The following is a 16,207-nucleotide window of genomic DNA, read 5'->3' as shown; positions in this document are numbered from 1 at the left end:
GAGGGTGCCCACTTTCCTGGGAGAAGACGACTCCGTCGCATGTGCGGTGGTCGTCAACGACAAGGGACAGTACTCGATTTGGCCGCAGGAGCGCGCGATCCCCGAGGGTTGGCGCGCCACCGGTGTCAGCGGGCCGCGCGACGCCTGCCTCGAGAACATCGCGTCCGTCTGGCCCGAACCGACGGCTGCCACCTGACACCGCAGGAACCGACAAGGAGATCACATGACCCTGAACGCCCCGGACCTGTCCCCGCTCACGGCCGCCGCCGGCGGCCCGCCCACCGGCAGGACCCCGCTGGACATGGACGGCCTGGCCTGGATCCTCTTCGGCCACGCCGCGTTCCAGTACCTGAACGCGGCCTGTGAACTGAACCTGTACGAGCTCCTCGAGGCGAAGCCGGGTCTGACCGGCGAGGAGATCGGTGCCGAGCTGGGCCTGGCCGAGCGGGCCACCGACATCCTCCTGCTCGGCGCCGCCTCCCTGGGCACGCTCACCGTCCAGGACGGCCGCTACCAGGTGGCGGCCGTCCTCTCGGACCTCGTCAAGACCCCCGACTGGCAGCGCTTCAAGGACACCGTCGCCTTCGAGCAGTACGTCGTCTACGAGGGCCAGCTCGACTTCACGGAGTCGCTGCGCACCAACAGCAACGTCGGTCTGCGCCGTGTCCGCGGCACCGGCCGCGACCTGTACCACCGCCTCAGCGAGAACCCGCACATGGAGTCGGTGTTCTACAAGTACATGCGGTCCTGGTCGGAGCTGGCCAACCAGCACCTGGTGGAGAAACTCGACCTGTCGGGCAGCCGCCGGCTGCTCGACTGCGGCGGCGGCGACGCGGTGAACTCCATCGCCCTCACCCAGGCCAACCCGCACCTGTCCGCGACCATCCTGGAGATCGCGGCGACCGCCCCGATCACCGAGAAGAAGATCGAGGAGGCCGGTCTCAGCGACCGCATCGACGTCAAGCCGGGCGACATGCACGCCGACGAGTTCCCCACCGGCTACGACACCGTCATGTTCGCCCACCAGCTGGTCATCTGGACCCCGGAGGAGAACACGGCGCTGCTGCGCAAGGCGTACGAGACGCTGCCCGAGGGCGGCCGCGTCATCATCTTCAACTCCATGTCCAACGACGAGGGGGACGGCCCCGTCGTGGCCGCCCTGGACAGCGTCTACTTCGCCGCGCTGCCGGCCGAGGGAGGCATGATCTACCCCTGGAAGACCTACGAGGAGTCCCTGCGCAAGGCCGGGTTCGACGAGTCCGCCTTCGAGCGGATCGAGTTCCCGGGCTGGACTCCGCACGGCGTCATCATCGCCACCAAGTAAGCACCGCGCCCCCGGTACACCACCGGGCCCGCGCACCGCCCGGCCCCCGGACCGCCAACGCCCGGGGGCCGGGCCCCTTCGTGTGCGGGGGCCGGCCCCCGGGCGTGGACCGGGGCGCCGCGCTGCGGGCCGAAAGGCGTGCCTACGAAGCCGTCCGCACCGGCTCCGGCTTCTCGGCGCCGGGAGCAGGGGAGGCGCCAGGGGAGGCGGGGGAGGCGCCGGGGGCGGGGGCGGGGGGAGGCGTCGGGTGGTCGCGCAGTACGGGCCAGCCGCGCCGCACGCGCAGCCAGTCGCCCAGCGGGTCGGCGGCGGACGCCTGCACGGACAGGACGGCGATGCCCGTCGGGGAGGCCGGGGACTCCTCGATCCGCAGATCCTCCACGTTGACCCCGCGCCGGCTCACATCGGCGAGCAGCCGGGCCAGCTCACCCTCCTGGTCGGCCAGCGGCACCCGCACATCCTGGTAGGAGCGGCCCTGCGCACCGTACTTCTGGGGGATCAGCGCCTGCCCGGCGCGCCCCTGGTCGAGCAGGTGGCGCAGCAGTTCGCGGTAGGCGGCCCCCTCGTCGGCCGGCCCGTCGGGGGCACGGCCGGCCAGCGCGGACAGCGAGCGCCGGACGAGACCGAGATCCTCGACGAGGATGTCCAGGGCGTCCAGGACCGCCGAGGCGTTGGAGCCGAGGATGTCGGTCCACAGCTCCGCGTCACCGGCCGCGATCCGGGTGAAGTCACGCAGACCGGACCCGCACAGGCCGAGCGTCTTGCTGTCACAGGAGCGCAGCATCCGGGCCGTCACGGCACTGACCAGGTGCGGCAGATGCGAGGTGACGGCGATGGCACGGTCGTGGGCCTCGGCCTCCATGGTCACGGCATGCCCGCCGCACAGCTCGACCAGCAGCAGGGCGGCCCGGGCGGTCTGGGCCGAGGTGCTCGCCGACGGAGTGAGGATCCACGGCTTGCCGCGGAAGAGGTCCTCGCGGGCGGCCCCGGGGCCGTGCAGCTCACGCCCCGCGATGGGGTGCCCGCCGATGAAGAGGGAGGCCTCGACATCCGCCCCGCCCCCCGCGAGAGCGGCCTTCACGCTGGCCACATCGGTGTAGTGGCGGGCGATACCGCGGCGCTGCGCCTCGGCGACGGCGGTGTACACCTGGTGCGGGGGCACCGCGAGCACGGCCAGATCCGTCGGGCGGCCGGGGGCGCGGGCGGTGCCCGCGCCCATGGCCTCGGCGATGCGCAGGGACTCGCGGCGGACATCCTGCAGATGCACTGCGACGCCCTGCCCGCTGAGCGCGAGCGCGATCGAGGTGCCGATCAGGCCGGCACCGATCACGGTGACGGTGTGCAGGGACTCGACAGGCTCAGGGATTCCGATCACCTTGGCAGGACTCCGTCTCGGGACCGGGGCCGGGGCCGGTCGGTACTGGGTGGTCTGGGTCGGTCGGTCGCCGCCGGGCGGATCAGTAGCGGTACTGGTCCGACTTGTAGGGGCCCTCGACCTCGACGCCGATGTAGGCGGCCTGCTCGGGGCGGAGCGTGGTCAGCTTCACGCCGAGCGCGTCGAGGTGGAGACGGGCGACCTTCTCGTCGAGGTGCTTGGGCAGCGTGTAGACGCCGATCGGGTACTGCGACTGCTTGGTGAACAGCTCGATCTGGGCCAGCGTCTGGTCCGCGAAGGAGTTGGACATCACGAACGACGGGTGACCGGTGGCGTTGCCCAGGTTCAGCAGACGGCCCTCCGACAGCACGATGAGGACCTTGCCGCCGGGGAGCGTCCAGGTGTGGACCTGTGGCTTGACCTCGTCCTTGACGATGCCCGGGATCCGCGCCAGACCGGCCATGTCGATCTCGTTGTCGAAGTGGCCGATGTTTCCGACGATCGCCTGGTGCTTCATCCTGGCCATGTCCGAGGCCATGATGATGTCCTTGTTGCCGGTCGTGGTGATGAAGATGTCGGCCGTCTCCACGACCTCGTCGAGCGTCGTGACCTGGTAGCCGTCCATCGCCGCCTGCAGCGCGCAGATCGGGTCGATCTCGGTGACGATCACCCGGGCGCCCTGCCCCCGCAGCGACTCCGCACAGCCCTTGCCCACATCACCGTAACCGCACACGACGGCCGTCTTGCCGCCGATGAGAACATCCGTGGCCCGGTTGATGCCATCGATCAGGGAATGCCGGCAGCCGTACTTGTTGTCGAACTTCGACTTGGTGACCGCGTCGTTCACATTGATCGCCGGGAACAGCAGCACACCGTCACGCTGCATCTCGTACAACCGGTGGACACCCGTCGTGGTCTCCTCCGTCACACCACGGATCTGCGCGGCGATGCCGGTCCAGTCGAGCGGGCTGGCCTGCAACAGGGCGGCGACGGCCGCCAGTTCCTCGTTGTCGGCCGGGGGCAGCTCGCCGGTCTTCCGGTACTCGACGCCCTTGTGGACGAGCAGGGTGACGTCACCGCCGTCGTCCAGGATCATGTTCGGGCCGCCGGTCGGGCTGCCGGGCCAGGTCAGCGCCTGCTCCGTGCACCACCAGTACTCCTGCAGCGTCTCGCCCTTCCACGCGAACACCGGGATGCCGGCGGCGGCGATCGCGGCGGCGGCGTGGTCCTGGGTGGAGAAGATGTTGCACGACGCCCAGCGCACCTGCGCGCCGAGGGCGACCAGGGTCTCGATGAGGACGGCGGTCTGGACCGTCATGTGCAGCGAACCCGTGATCCGCGCACCCGCCAGCGGCCGCGCCCCGGCGTACTCCCGGCGGATCGCCATCAGGCCGGGCATCTCGTGCTCGGCGAGCGTGATCTCCTTGCGGCCGAACTCGGCCAGGGACAGGTCAGCGACCTTGAAGTCCGAAAAGTGGGCTGTGGGCGAGGGCATGGAAGAACTCCTAAGGTTTCAGGCCGATGTGGGCCGGGGCGGGCGGGTGTGGGAGCAGCGCGCCTCCAGGCGGTGGACGCGACGGCGCCCGGTGCACCGCGCCAGGTGGCCGCAGGAACTCCCCCGAGAGCCGACGCCGGTCCGCCGGGGCACGAGGAGCCGGGCGCTCGCGCGGCACGGCCGGTACGGAGGGCGGGTACGGGTGGCCGCGGCAGGAACCGGCAGCCGCACCGCACCGCACCGCGCCGTGCCGCGGGAGCCGGTGACAGCGATGCGGCGCATCACACCCCGGTGGCCTCGGCGGGAACGGCGCGGATGACATTCATGCCACTGGGCAGGGCGTCGACCCGGCTGACCCGGAACCCGGCCTTGGACAGCAGGGACTCGACCTGCGCGGTGGTGCGTTCCTGCCCGCCGGTGCCGCCGAACAGCGAGAGCATGTAGAGGTCCATGACGGCCGCGGTGCGCAGCCACTCGTCACGCTGTCCGAGGCCCGCCCCGATCAGATCCACGATCATCACCGTCGAGGAGTCCGTCATGGCGGCCCGGACGGTCCGCAGGATGTGCACGGCCTTGTCGTCGTCCCAGTCGTGGAGGATGTGCGACAGCAGATAGAGATCCCCGCCGCCGGGGACGCTGTCGAAGAACGAACCGCCCACGACGCGGTAGCGGTCGGCGAGCGGATCGGGTTCCGCCCGCTGGGCCTGCAGCGACACCGAGCCCGGCAGATCGAAGCAGATGCCCCGCGTCTGCGGATGCTTCTCCAGGATCCGGCGCAGAAACGTGCCGTCGCTGCCGCCGACGTCGACGACCGTCCCGTACCCGGAGAAGTCCACGTACCGCAGGAGCTCGTCGAGTTCGAGCACCAGCCCGCGGCCCTGGGAGTCGTCGAAGACGCTGCGCAGCTCGTCGTCCCGCTCCATGAGCGTGAACAGGGACGCTCCCCGCGCCCGTTCGAGCGGCGACGTGCCGGTGCGCACCGTCTGCAGAAGGTCGTCCCAGGCCGACCCGAACACTCCCGCCACCAGCTTCGCCGACGGCTGCACGGAAGCCGGGTGGTCCAGGGTCAGGGCCCTGCCGAGCGCGGTGAGCCCGTAGACCCGCTCGGCGACTTCCTCGAAGGCACCCAGAACGGCCAGAGCGCGCAGCAGCCGGTTGAGCGCGGCCGCGTCGGTACCGGTACGCTCCGCGATCACGTCGACGGCCAGCGGGCCCTCGGCGAGCAGGTCCGGAACGCCGATCTGGACCACGACGACCAGCGCCCGGGACGGAAGCTGGTCGTAGAGCATCCTGCGGGAGGCAACCGCCGCCTCCCGCTGCTCGCCGTTGAGTTGCCGCACGGTCGCCTCCTGACGTCAGGCCTGCCGGTCCCGGGCGCCCGCCCACGGTCCACCCGGGGCAAGCACATGGTCACGATTCGACGGCACCGCCCCGGAATCCTGGTCGAGCACGGCTCGCACGTCCCGCGGACCCACCCGCCCCACGCGGGAAGGGGAGGCGTTCCACGACCCCGGCGGCAGCGAACCTCGAGCATCCTTCGACGCGCCTTCGAGCAGCCGCCCGGACCATGACGACAGGGCGAACCCGAAAGCCGACCACGGTGCACCCCCCGGCCCGGGACCCCCGTGTCCTCGCCCTTTGGCGTGGTCGCGGACCCGGCCGGCCCGACCGCCACGCACCACCCGCCCGAAGGGGACCGCGCGTCCGGACCGGCGACCGCGCCCGCCTCCGCCCGCCACCACGCCGGGCCGGGACGGCGTCCTCGGGCCGCACCCCTGAAGATCCTCGACCGGAGGGGCCCCGCCCGGCGCCCAGGCTCCCCCCCCACAGTCCTCGGCGCCTTCGTCACGTCCCACCGCCAGAGAACCGGAGACCTCCCATGTGGCCGATGCTGGGTTGGATACGGCGCCTGAACAGCTCCTCCACGCCCCGCTACGACAACCCCCACGTGCACCCCAGGCGCCCGCGGCGCGGCCTCTTGCGGCGTGCCCCGGCGGCCGGCCGCCGGAAGGACGGTCGAGCCCGGCTCGACGTTCCCTAGCACCCCTGCGCGTGGGCCTGTCCCTCCTCCCGCCGGTCAGGGCACTGTGCGGGTATGAGGTCTGGCGAAACGGTACTGCTCCGCGGCGCGCCGGCGAACCGGCGGCCGGGGCGGGTGCGTCGAGCCCGGCTCGACCGCCCACCGGGCGGCCTGGCGCCCCCCGCGCACCGCCCGACCGGTACCAGCCCCTGACTCCCGCATGCGCCAAGGCGGCCGACAGCCCCAAAGCCCCGGGCGGCCGGCTCCTCTCTCTTCGACGAATCGTGGAGGCCCAGCTTGCCGACCCACACGGGAAACTCCCCTCAGCCGTGCGGCCACCCCCTCGCGGAAACCGACGACACCGGCCGCGACATCTCCTTTGGCATCCTCGGCCCCCTGCAGGTCGTCATCGACGGCAAGCCGATCCGCATGGGCAGGAACCGCCAGCGGACCGTCCTGGCCGTGCTGCTCCTCAACGCCAACAAGATCGTCCCCGTCGGCTCCCTGGTCGACGCGGTGTGGTGTTCCGAACCCCCGGCCACCGCCGACAAACAGATCCAGACCTGCATCTGGCGGCTGCGCAACGCCTTCGCGGCCGCGGGCGCCCCGGCCGGGCTCATCGACACCGCCCAGGGCGGCTACCGGATGCGGCTCACCGACGAGGACCTCGACGTCCACGTCTTCGAGACGACCGTGCGCCAGGCCCGCGAACAGGCTGCGGCCGGCGACCTGGAGAGCGCCATGGCCCGCTACCAGAGCGCCCTGTCCCTGTTCCGCGGCAAGCCGCTCGCCGACCTCACCGGGCCGCTCGCCTACAGCGTCGCGGCCCACTGGGACGAGCGCCGCTTCACCGTCCTGGAGGAGTGGCTCGACGTCTCGCTCGCCCTCGGCCGGCACGCCGAGCTGATCAGCGAACTCAAGCCGCTGGTCGCCGAGTACCCGATGCGCGAGCGGCTGTGCGCCCAGCTGATGACGGCGCTGTACCTCTCCCAGCGCCGGGCCGAGGCACTCGCCGTCTACCGCAACAGCCGCACCACACTGATCAACAAGCTCGGCCTGGAACCCGGCGCCCGGCTCCAGGAGGTCCATCAGCAGATCCTCGCCGGCGAGCCGGTCGCACCACCGCCCACCGCACCGCGGCGCACCCCGCGGCCCGGCCGTCCCCCCGCCCAGCTCCCCGCCCGGATAAGCGACTTCACCGGCCGGCACGATCTGATCCACCGCATCACCCGGGACCTGCGCGCGGTGGGCGGACCCCGCGTGGTCTCCCTCGCGGGCTGCGGCGGCAGCGGCAAGACCGCACTCGCCGTACACGCGGGACACAGCGTCGAGGAACACTTCCCCGACGGCCAGCTCTACGCGGATCTGCGCGGCCAGAGCGAGCCCGTGCCGCCCCAGGAGGCCCTGCGGGGCTTCCTCGACGCCCTCGGCGTGCCCGAGCACCGGATTCCGGCCGGCCTCGCCGCCCGGGCGGCGCTGTTCCGCAGCACCACCGCCGGCAAGCGCCTGCTCATCGTCCTCGACGACATCGCCGAGTCCACCCGGTACGAGGCCCTGCTGCCCAGCGGGGAGAGCGCGGTGCTGTGCACCGGCCGGGCCAGCCTCCTGAAGATCCCCGGCCTGATCGAGTACCGCGTCGACGGGCTGCCCGCCGAGGAGGCACTGGACCTGCTCGCCTCGGTGGCGGGCGTCGAACGGGTCCTCGCGGAGGCGGACAGCGCCCGGCAGATCACCGAACTGTGCGGCCGTCTCCCGCTGGCCATCCGGGCAGCCGGAGCGCGCCTGCGGACCCGCCCGCACGGCACCCTGAGCAGCTTCGTGGACCGCCTGGAGGACCGGCACAACCGTACGGCCGAACTCTCCATCGGCTCCCTGGACGTGGGCGCGCGCCTGGCCTCGACCCTCGACCAGCTCTCCCCGGCCGGCTACCAGCTGTGGCTGCGGCTCAGCCAGTGCGACCTGGAGGCCGTCCCGGAGCGGACGGCCTCAGCCCTCTCCGGCCGGCCCGCCGAGGACACCCAGCGCATGCTCGACACCCTGGTCAACCAGCACCTGCTGACCGTCGCCCCGGGCGACGCGGCCGACGGCCCCACCTACGGGTTCAACCCCCTGGTGCGCGACTACGCCTGGCAGCGCGCCGAAGCGGAACTCGGACCGGCCGCACGCGGCACGGCCGACCGGATCGCGCGCCCCCTGCGGCCGGGACAGCTGTCCGCCGCGGGCACCGGCCGCCACCACCCGAACGGAAAGTCAAGGAGCTATGGCAGTCAAGTGGTTTGAGCCGCCCGCGCTCCGGCGGCGGACACCGCGCCCCGCGCCCGCCGCCGCGGGCGACGGCCGCACCACGGCGCCGAGGCCGTGGTGGCCGCTGTCCGCCACCCTCGTCCTCGCCCTGCTGTGCCTGGCCCTGGCCGCGTGGGACAGCCGGATGCCCGGGCCGCGCGGACCCGACGCGCCCGCCGGAACCTTCTCCGCCGCGCGGGCCACCGCGCACGTCCGCGCCATCGCACAGGAACCGCGCCCCCACGGGTCCGCCGCGCAGTCACGCGCCCGCGATCACCTCGTACGCACCCTGACCGGCCTCGGCATCGACACCCGGGTCCACACGGGAGCCGCCGCCGCCCACATGCCCGATCTGTCCCCCACCGGAGCGGACTCCCGGTACGCCAGCCTGCGCCTGGACAACATCGTCGCCCGTATCCCCGGCACGGACAGCACCCGCCCGGTCGCCCTGGTCACGCACTACGACTCCGTGGAGGCCGGCCCCGGCGCCAACGACGCCGGGGTCCCGGTGTCGGTGCTCCTGGAGACGGCGCGCGCGCTGCGATCCGGCCCCCCACCACGCAACGACGTGCTGTTCATCCTCACGGACGCCGAAGAGAGCGGCCTGCTGGGCGCGCAGGCCCTGGTGAACTCACCCGACGTGCTGCCGCGCGACGCCGTGGTGCTGAACTTCGAGGCACGCGGCAGCAAAGGGCCCAGCCTGATGTTCGAAACCGGGCCCGACGCCGCCTGGCTGGTCGACGCGCTCGCCGACCACGCCCCCGACCCCCGCACCAGTTCCCTGCTCGACGCCGCCTACGGCTATCTGCCCAACCTCACCGACTTCACCGTGTTCAAAAGGGCCGGCCACCAAGGACTCAACCTGGCCTACCTCGACGGCTACACCCACTACCACGGGCCGGACGACAGCCCCGAGAACGTCGACCCGGCCACGGTCCAGCACCAGGGCGACCAGGCCCTCGCCCTGGCCCGCGGCCTGGGCGCCGCCGACCTCGCGCACACCCCGCGCGGCGACTCCGTCTACTTCCAGGTCGCCGGACGGCTCCTCTCCTATCCGGCGGCGGTGGCCCTGCCGACCGCCCTCGCGGTGACCGGCCTCGCCCTGGCCCTGTTCCTGCGGCTCCGCGCCCGGGCGACGGTCACCGTCAAGGGCACCGCCCGCGGCCTGGCGGTCGTCCTGGGCCAAGTGCTGCTCGCCTGCGGTGCCGCCTTCGCCCTGGCACCGCTGACGGCGTCCGGGCACGCCGAGTTCAGCCACTACGGCGACATCCCCGGCCACGGGCCGGCCGTCACCGGGTTCCTGCTGCTCGCGCTCGCCCTCGGCACGGCACTGGCGCTGCTCACCCGCCGCTGGGCCGGCCGCCGCGACCAGGTCACGGGCGCGATCGTGCTCTGGCTGCTGCTCGCCTGCGCCACGGCGGCATTCCTGCCCGGCGCCAGCCACGTGTTCACCTGGCCCGCCCTCGGCCTCGTCGCCGCCGCGCTGCTCACCTCCCGCGCCGGCGCGGCAACGGCGGACCGGATCCTGGCGGCCGTCCTCGGCGTCCTCCCGCTCGGCCTGCTCGTCCTCCCGCTCGTACTGCTCCTGCCGACCGCGCTCGGGCTCGGCCTGGTGGCCGGACCGGTGGTGTTCGTGGTCCTGATGAGCGCACTGCTGCCCGCCGTGCTGCCGCCCGCGCCGCGGCCACGGCTGCTGCCGCTCGTCCCGGCCACGGCCGCGGCCGTCAGCGCCGCGCTCCTCGCGGCCACCGCCCTGTTCCCCGTGCGGGACGACCACCCCGGCCGGGCCGACCTGCTCTACGTCCTCGACGCGGACCGGCGCCGGGCGCACTGGCTGAGCGGCTCCCCGCCGGACGCGTCCAGCGAGCGGTTCCTGCCCCAGGGGGCCGAGCCGGCCTCGGTGGCCGACCTGTGGCCGGGCTGGCAGGTACCGGTCCGGCGCGGCCCGGCCGCAGTGCGCCCGCTCGCCGCCCCCAAGCTCACCACGACACTCGTCGGGGACGACGGCGCCGACGGGCGGCGCGTGCGCGTCACCGCCGCATCACGGCGCGGCGCCCGGGAACTGGTGTTCCTGGTGACGGGCGCGGCCGTACGCGGCTACACCCTCACCGGCGTACCCGGACACCACCGGGACACCCCGGCCGGCAACCCGCCGTGGGAGCTGTGGGTCCGCCAAGTACCCGACCGCGGACTGCGGTTGGAACTGGAGCTGGCACCGGGACCGGTGACCGTCCGGGTCATCGACCGCACGACGGGACCGCCGGCCGACCCGGGGGACCAGCCGCGGTCCGAACCCCGCCCCCCGGCCCTCGGCGTGGCCTCCTTCAGCGAGGCCACCATGGTCATGACCGCCCGCACACTCGGCTAGAGAGGCCCGCGACGGGCCGAGGCCACGCCGGGCCGTGAAAGCCTCCCCGCGGGCCTCCCCGACCCCGGCAGCGCACCGACATCGGCGGAACCCACCCCCGGTGCGCGCAGCCGACAGCGTGCGCCGGCGCCGAAGTTCCCGCCGCCGGGCAGAAGGTGTGGCCGCCGCCGGGCCGCCGGCCGGCCCACACAGAACGGCCCGGGCCGGATCACCCGGCCCGGGCCGTTCCTGCCTCACGCGCCGCACGGGCCGTCGTGGGGCGGCGACGGGTCAGCCCGTCTGCTGCTGCGCGGGCAGGCGGCCGGCCAGGACGCCGGCCGCCTTCTTCACGTCACGGCAGATCTGCGGGGTCATCGCCGTGGTCCGCGACAGGCGCAGCTCGACGCTGGACCGGTCCCCGTCCGCCAGGAAGACCTTGCAGACGCCGTTGAGGGCGCCCTCCAGCATCACGGCGTCCCTGCCCTTGATCTCCATCTTCGTGCGCTTTCCGTCGCCGGAGACGGCGGCGTCGAGCGGGCGGTCCTCCGGCCTCAGGGTGAGCGTGCCGTACTCGTGCTCCTGCGCGGTGCAGCCGTCCTCGGCGATGGAACTGACGGCGGGCTCGCTCAGGCCCAGCTCCTGCGCGACGGGCCGCAGCATCGTGCAGGCCGGGGTGTCGGAGGCCGGCGGCTCCGTGGCCGAGGAACTGCCGCACGCGGCAGCTCCCCAGGTGGCGCACGCCAGCGCCGCGGCCGCGGCCAGGGCACGCCGAACGGGGTGACGGGTCATGATGTTGCGCTCCGATCTATCCGGTGGTCATCGGCTCGGCACGAGAGACGAAGAGAGGAAAAGGGGTCCCCGGCAGAAGCCGGGGCAGGGGTCAGCGCTGGAGGATCGCGCACGCCCAGTGCATCCCGCGGCCGTTGGCGGCGAGCGCCACGAGGTCCCCGGCCGCCAGCTCGCCCGCCTCGTCGAGACGGGCCAGGCAGAACAGGTGATCGGCGGCGCCCAAGTGTCCGTGGCGGGCCGCCAGGCGGGCGTTCGTCCGCTCCGCCGGCACCCCGATCAGCTCGGCCTGGGCGCCGAGCACCCGGGTGTTGTCGTTGAGCAGCACCAGCCGTGCCAGGTCCTCCTCCGTGCACCCGGCGTGGCGGCAGGCGCGGTGCACCGCGCGCGCGGTGCGCTCGTCGATCTCCTCGGCGAAGGCGGCCATCCGGTCGGCGTCGTGGCCGAAGTGCTCGACGATGTCCCAGGCGTCGCGCACCGCGGGCATCTCGGTCCCGGGCACGAACGGGTGCCGCCCGCCGCCGACGTCCATCCGGAAGAAGTCCGCGTACCGCCCGTCGCTCTCCGCGTAGGAGGCCCGCCAGCGCAGACCCGGCGCGCCCCGCACCGCGAGCGCCGCGGCGGCGCCGTCGGAGAACAGCAGCGAGTGGGTGTCCAGACGGTTCCAGTACGCCTCGACGGTGCGGTTGGCGCCGATCACCAGGGCCGTGCCGTAGTCGGGGTGGGTGGCGAACCGGCCCGCCAGGGTGTCCAGGGCGGTGACGCCGCCGACACAGCCCTGGTCCACGAGCACGGCCTCGGCACGGACCAGGCCCAGCGCCTGCTGGACCCGGGCCGCGGCGTCCCAGTACAGGTGGTCGGCCAGGTCGGTGAGGGCCACCACGACCAGATCCACATCGCGCGGGTCGACGCCCCGCAGGGCCCGCGCGCCCGCCTCCACGGCCAGGTCGGTGACGCTCACCTCGGGCAGCGCACGGTGGAGGTACTCGTAGCCGTATCCCAGGACGCGTTCGATGTCCTCGGTGTACTCGGCCACGATGTCCTTCACGGCGATCTCTTCGCCCAGGGCGACGCCGAAGGCACTCAACCCGTAATCCATTGGCGCACCTCACGGTAGGTCGACGAGTCGCTCGAGCTGTTCGGGGTCGCTGAGGGAGTCCGAGACGGCCCGCAGGAACGCGACCGCCTCCCGGCCGTTGACCACCCGGTGGTCGTAGGCGAGACCGAGGGTGACCACCGTGGCCGGCACGGGCGCCCCGTCCGCCAGGACGAGCCGGGTGAGCGGGCCGCCCACCGAGACCATGCACAACTGCGGCCACATCACGATCGGCTGGACGACGACGACTCCGGGCTCGACGTTCAGCGACACCGTGATGGCCCCGTCGGCGAGCTCTCCCGCGGTGAGCTCGCCCCGGAACGCCTTGAGCCGGAAGTCCATCAGGTCGTCGGCGAGTTCGGTCAGCGGCCGGTCGGCGCAGTCCCGCAGCACCGGGGCGTACAGGCCGTTGCCGACGTCCACGGTTACCGCCACGTCCGCGCCGTCGGCCAGCTCCACGGTCCGCTCGTCCAGGAGCGTGCCGAACAGGTGCGGGAAGACGGGCTGCGCCGCGGCCACCGCCCTGATGACCGCCTCCGGCAGGCCGACGTCCGCGCCGGACTTCTCCGACAGCGTCCGAAGGCGCGCCAGCAGGGCGTCCACCTGGACCTCGACCGCCGAGAACGCGGCGGGCACCTCGCGGTGCGCACGGGAGACCACGGCGGCGGTGCCCTGCTGGACACGGTCCAGGACATGGATACGCCGGCCCGGCCCGGCCGCGCGGGCGGCGGGTACGGCTTCCTCGGCCGCCACGGGAGGTACGGCTTCCTCGGCCGCCGCGGCGGGGGAGGGGCCGGGGGGCGGGGCGAAGGCCGGGCCGGGGGGTGCGGTGAACAGCTCGGCGAGGAACTCGCCCACCCCGATCTCGACGCCGGCCGGGGCGTGCACCCTGAGGTACCCGGACGCCGGTGCCTCGATCTCCTCCACGGCCTTGGAGGTCTCGACCTCGACCAGCGGCGCGCCCTGCTCCACGTACTGTCCGTCCTCGGCCTGCCAGTCGAGCACCAGGTAGGCGGTGTCGTTGTTGTTCAGCTTGGGCACCGCGACCGGCACTCCGGCCGCCCGCGTGTCCGGCTCGGCCGCCTGCGTGTCCGGGGCGGCTGTCCGCGTGTCGGGGGCGGTCTGTCGCGCCGCCGGTCCGGCCGGCCGCGTGTCCGGCGCGAGGGCCTGCGTCACCGCGTCCACGATCTGCCGGACCCCGAGCAGCACCTGGGCCTCCAGGTGCGGCGCGGTGGGAACCACGGAGTCGGCCGACGACAGCAGCAGCACCGGGGCGTGCAGCTCGCGCCAGGCGAGCTGATGAATCCGGGCCGCCACGTCGGCCCCCCAGGTGCCGCCCTCGGTGCTCTCCTCGGCCACCGCCACGAGCCGGGCACCCGTGATCAGCGGCAGCACCGGCTCCAGGTCCAGCGGATACAGCCGGGCGGGCACGAGCAGCCGCACGCCCCGTCCCCGCTCGCGCAGCTGCCGGGCGGCGTCCAGGGCACGGTGGGCGACCCCGCCGGGGCAGAGCAGCACCACGTCGGCGCGGCTGTCGTCCGTGGCGCTCACGTGCGCCCAGCCGGTCGGACCGTCCAGCAGGGAGAACCGGTGGGCCTCGTCCACGACACCGTGGCGGAACAGGCGCCGGGTGTAGAGGACCTTGTCCTCGAACAGCATCGCGGGCCCGTCATCCAGCCCCTGCGACAGCAGCGCGTAGGGATCGTGGAACGGCGTCGTCTCGTACAGCGCCAGATTCGGGATGCCGAGGAAGTGCTTCTGCACGCTCTGACTGTGGGTCGGGCCGTAGCCCCGGTTGCCGCCCACCGGACAGCGCACGACCACCCGCATCGGCACCCGGTCGCCGTACATGGTCACCGACTTGGAGATCATGTTGAGGATCTGGTCGAAGGCGAGCGCGGCGAAGTCGCCGAACATCATCTCCACCACGGCCTGATCGCCCGCGAGCGCGAGGCCGGCCGCGACCCCGGAGATGCCCGCCTCGCTCAGGGGGGTGGTCAGCACCCGGTCCGGGTGGCGGGTCGAAAGACCCCGGGTCACCTTGAAGGCGCCGCCGTAGGGATCGTGTACGTCCTCGCCGAGCAGATGGAGGGCCGGCCGCTCGTCGAAGAGCCGGTGCAGGGCGCTGTTGAGGGCCTCCACGACCCGGGGCGCGGGCTGCGTCGTCACCCTGTGCTCCCCTTCTTCTCCTTCTCCCTCTCCTTCTCCGCGAGGATCGCCCGCAGCCTGCCGACCGACCGGCAGGCGCGTGCCTCACGGGCGGTGAGCCGTATCCCGTACCTCTTCTCCACGTGGGCGACGATCTGGACGTGCCGCAGGCTGCTCCAGGCCGCCGTGGTGGCCGGACCGGTGTCCTCGGTCACCTCCTCGGCGGGCACCTGCAGGACGTCGGCCACCAGCAGGGTCAGTTCGCTCATGAGCTCACCATCCTCGTGTCGCTCGGGCCGGCCGCCGTCCACTGGGCCGGCGGCCGCGCCTCCACCTCCTCGGCCACCCTCTCCATCTCCGTTCGTATGCGCGCGTCGAGTTCGAGGAACGGCCGGCCCAGACGGGCGGCCAGCTCCTGATGCCAGTCGGCCGCCCACAGGGCGTCGACCTCGTCGCGGGGGCGGGTGTCGTCGCCCTTGCTGTGCGGGCCGAGGCGGCGCGTGGTGAACTGCACCACCGCCGGGCGGTGTTCCTCGCGCACCCGCCGCACCAGCGGCGCCATCCGCTCCCGGATCTCCGGTATGCCGTGGCCGGTGATCTCCAGGAAGTCGATGCCGAACGCGGCGGCGCGGTCCGCGAGGGAACCGGCCATCTCCAGGTGCGTCGGCGTGGACTGGGCGATGCCGTTGTGCTCCACGACGACGAGCACCGGCACCTGCCACAGCGCGGCCATGTTGAGTGCTTCGTACACCGCGCCCTCGCCCCAGGTGCCGTCACCGGTGAACGCCACGGCGATACGGCCGGACCCGGTGCGCTTGCAGTGCAGGCCGAGCCCCACCGCCAGCGGCAGGCTCTGCCCCTGGACACCGGTGGAGTGGAACCCCTCGCGCCGGATGTGCTGGCTGCCGCCGACACCCGAACACACCGCCCCGGCCCGGCCCATGATCTCCGCGAGCAGGCCGGCGGGGTCGCGGAACAGGGCCAGGTAGTGGCCGTGGCCCCGGTGGTTGCTGAGCACGAAGTCACCCGCCAGGAGCGGCGCCAGGGCGACCGGGACGTACTCCTGCCCCAGGCAGGTGTGCGTGGTCCCGTTCAGCCGCCCCTCGGAGAACATCCTCAGCAGCACGGTTTCGAAGTGGCGGATGCCCAGGAGGGCTTCGAGGTCTCGGGCATCCGGTGCGCGGAACGGTTCCCGCCCTTCAGCGGTCATACCTGACGCCTCCCAGCGGGCTGGACAACGGAATTCTTCGCGGGCGGGACCGACCCTCCGGAGGCCCCCTGGACGGGAGGCACCAGCGGGCTCGGGACAAGGCGCGGCCTCGTCGGGGCGTGA

General features: G+C 73.2%; 12 protein-coding genes. 4 read left to right on the top strand and 8 right to left on the bottom strand.

Annotated features, from left to right (window positions below):
- The first annotated feature begins 4 nt into the window (after positions 1–4).
- A complete protein-coding gene (locus tag OG202_RS00220; protein ID WP_327726214.1) occupies positions 5–196 on the top strand; it encodes an MbtH family protein in 192 nt (63 codons plus the stop codon).
- A 27-nt stretch (positions 197–223) separates the two neighbouring features.
- Positions 224–1,324, top strand: a complete 1,101-nt coding sequence (locus OG202_RS00215; RefSeq protein ID WP_326585331.1) for a methyltransferase — start codon at positions 224–226, stop codon at positions 1,322–1,324.
- A 142-nt stretch (positions 1,325–1,466) separates the two neighbouring features.
- Here OG202_RS00215 and OG202_RS00210 read toward each other — a convergent pair whose 3' ends face one another.
- The 3 genes from OG202_RS00210 to OG202_RS00200 all read right to left on the bottom strand — a co-directional run bounded on the left by OG202_RS00210 (position 1,467) and on the right by OG202_RS00200 (position 5,534).
- A complete protein-coding gene (locus OG202_RS00210) occupies positions 1,467–2,699 on the bottom strand; it encodes a prephenate dehydrogenase (RefSeq protein WP_328222109.1) in 1,233 nt (410 codons plus the stop codon).
- A gap of 82 nt (positions 2,700–2,781) precedes the next feature.
- Positions 2,782–4,194: an adenosylhomocysteinase gene (gene ahcY / locus OG202_RS00205; protein WP_328222108.1), complete on the bottom strand. Its 1,413-nt coding sequence runs from the start codon at positions 4,192–4,194 to the stop codon at positions 2,782–2,784.
- Between the two features lie 281 nt (positions 4,195–4,475).
- Positions 4,476–5,534: a methyltransferase gene (locus tag OG202_RS00200; protein ID WP_327726211.1), complete on the bottom strand. Its 1,059-nt coding sequence runs from the start codon at positions 5,532–5,534 to the stop codon at positions 4,476–4,478.
- A 977-nt stretch (positions 5,535–6,511) separates the two neighbouring features.
- Here OG202_RS00200 and OG202_RS00195 point away from each other — a divergent pair.
- Complete coding sequence (locus tag OG202_RS00195) at positions 6,512–8,494, top strand: AfsR/SARP family transcriptional regulator (protein ID WP_327726210.1); 1,983 nt, start codon at positions 6,512–6,514, stop codon at positions 8,492–8,494.
- Positions 8,475–10,865 (top strand): M28 family peptidase, encoded by a 2,391-nt coding sequence (locus tag OG202_RS00190; RefSeq protein WP_327726209.1) that lies wholly within the window; start codon positions 8,475–8,477, stop codon positions 10,863–10,865. The genes OG202_RS00195 and OG202_RS00190 overlap by 20 nt, the downstream gene beginning before the upstream one ends.
- A 270-nt stretch (positions 10,866–11,135) precedes the next feature.
- On the opposite strand, the gene OG202_RS00185 is transcribed toward OG202_RS00190, so the two are convergent.
- From OG202_RS00185 to OG202_RS00165, 5 genes are all read right to left on the bottom strand, one after another.
- Positions 11,136–11,633, bottom strand: coding sequence for a hypothetical protein (locus OG202_RS00185; protein WP_326585337.1), 498 nt, complete (start codon positions 11,631–11,633; stop codon positions 11,136–11,138).
- Between the two features lie 91 nt (positions 11,634–11,724).
- Positions 11,725–12,729, bottom strand: coding sequence for a 3-oxoacyl-ACP synthase III family protein (locus OG202_RS00180; protein WP_328222107.1), 1,005 nt, complete (start codon positions 12,727–12,729; stop codon positions 11,725–11,727).
- Between the two features lie 9 nt (positions 12,730–12,738).
- Entirely contained in the window at positions 12,739–14,895 is a 2,157-nt protein-coding gene (locus OG202_RS00175) for a 2-oxo acid dehydrogenase subunit E2 (protein ID WP_328222106.1), read from the bottom strand.
- Positions 14,892–15,143, bottom strand: a complete 252-nt coding sequence (locus OG202_RS00170; protein WP_327726207.1) for an acyl carrier protein — start codon at positions 15,141–15,143, stop codon at positions 14,892–14,894. Before OG202_RS00170 ends, OG202_RS00175 begins: the two co-directional genes overlap by 4 nt.
- On the bottom strand, positions 15,140–16,084 hold the full coding sequence (locus OG202_RS00165) for a thiamine pyrophosphate-dependent dehydrogenase E1 component subunit alpha (protein WP_327726206.1): 945 nt from the start codon (positions 16,082–16,084) through the stop codon (positions 15,140–15,142). The genes OG202_RS00170 and OG202_RS00165 overlap by 4 nt, the downstream gene beginning before the upstream one ends.
- Positions 16,085–16,207 lie beyond the last annotated feature (123 nt).

The sequence above is a fragment of the Streptomyces sp. NBC_00310 genome (genome assembly GCF_036208085.1).
Lineage (GTDB): Bacteria > Actinomycetota > Actinomycetes > Streptomycetales > Streptomycetaceae > Streptomyces.
Note: the sequence above shows the minus strand (reverse complement) of the source record. Positions and strands in the feature narration are given on the sequence as shown.

Bases quoted from the DNA above. Each gene is read 5' to 3' on its own strand.
- OG202_RS00190 (WP_327726209.1), top strand. From the start codon at position 8,475: ATGGCAGTCAAGTGGTTTGAGCCGCCCGCGCTCCGGCGGCGGACACCG.
- OG202_RS00215 (WP_326585331.1), top strand. From the start codon at position 224: ATGACCCTGAACGCCCCGGACCTGTCCCCGCTCACGGCCGCCGCCGGC.
- OG202_RS00185 (WP_326585337.1), bottom strand. From the start codon at position 11,633: ATGACCCGTCACCCCGTTCGGCGTGCCCTGGCCGCGGCCGCGGCGCTG.
- OG202_RS00165 (WP_327726206.1), bottom strand. From the start codon at position 16,084: ATGACCGCTGAAGGGCGGGAACCGTTCCGCGCACCGGATGCCCGAGAC.
- OG202_RS00170 (WP_327726207.1), bottom strand. From the start codon at position 15,143: ATGAGCGAACTGACCCTGCTGGTGGCCGACGTCCTGCAGGTGCCCGCC.
- ahcY (WP_328222108.1), bottom strand. From the start codon at position 4,194: ATGCCCTCGCCCACAGCCCACTTTTCGGACTTCAAGGTCGCTGACCTG.
- OG202_RS00180 (WP_328222107.1), bottom strand. From the start codon at position 12,729: ATGGATTACGGGTTGAGTGCCTTCGGCGTCGCCCTGGGCGAAGAGATC.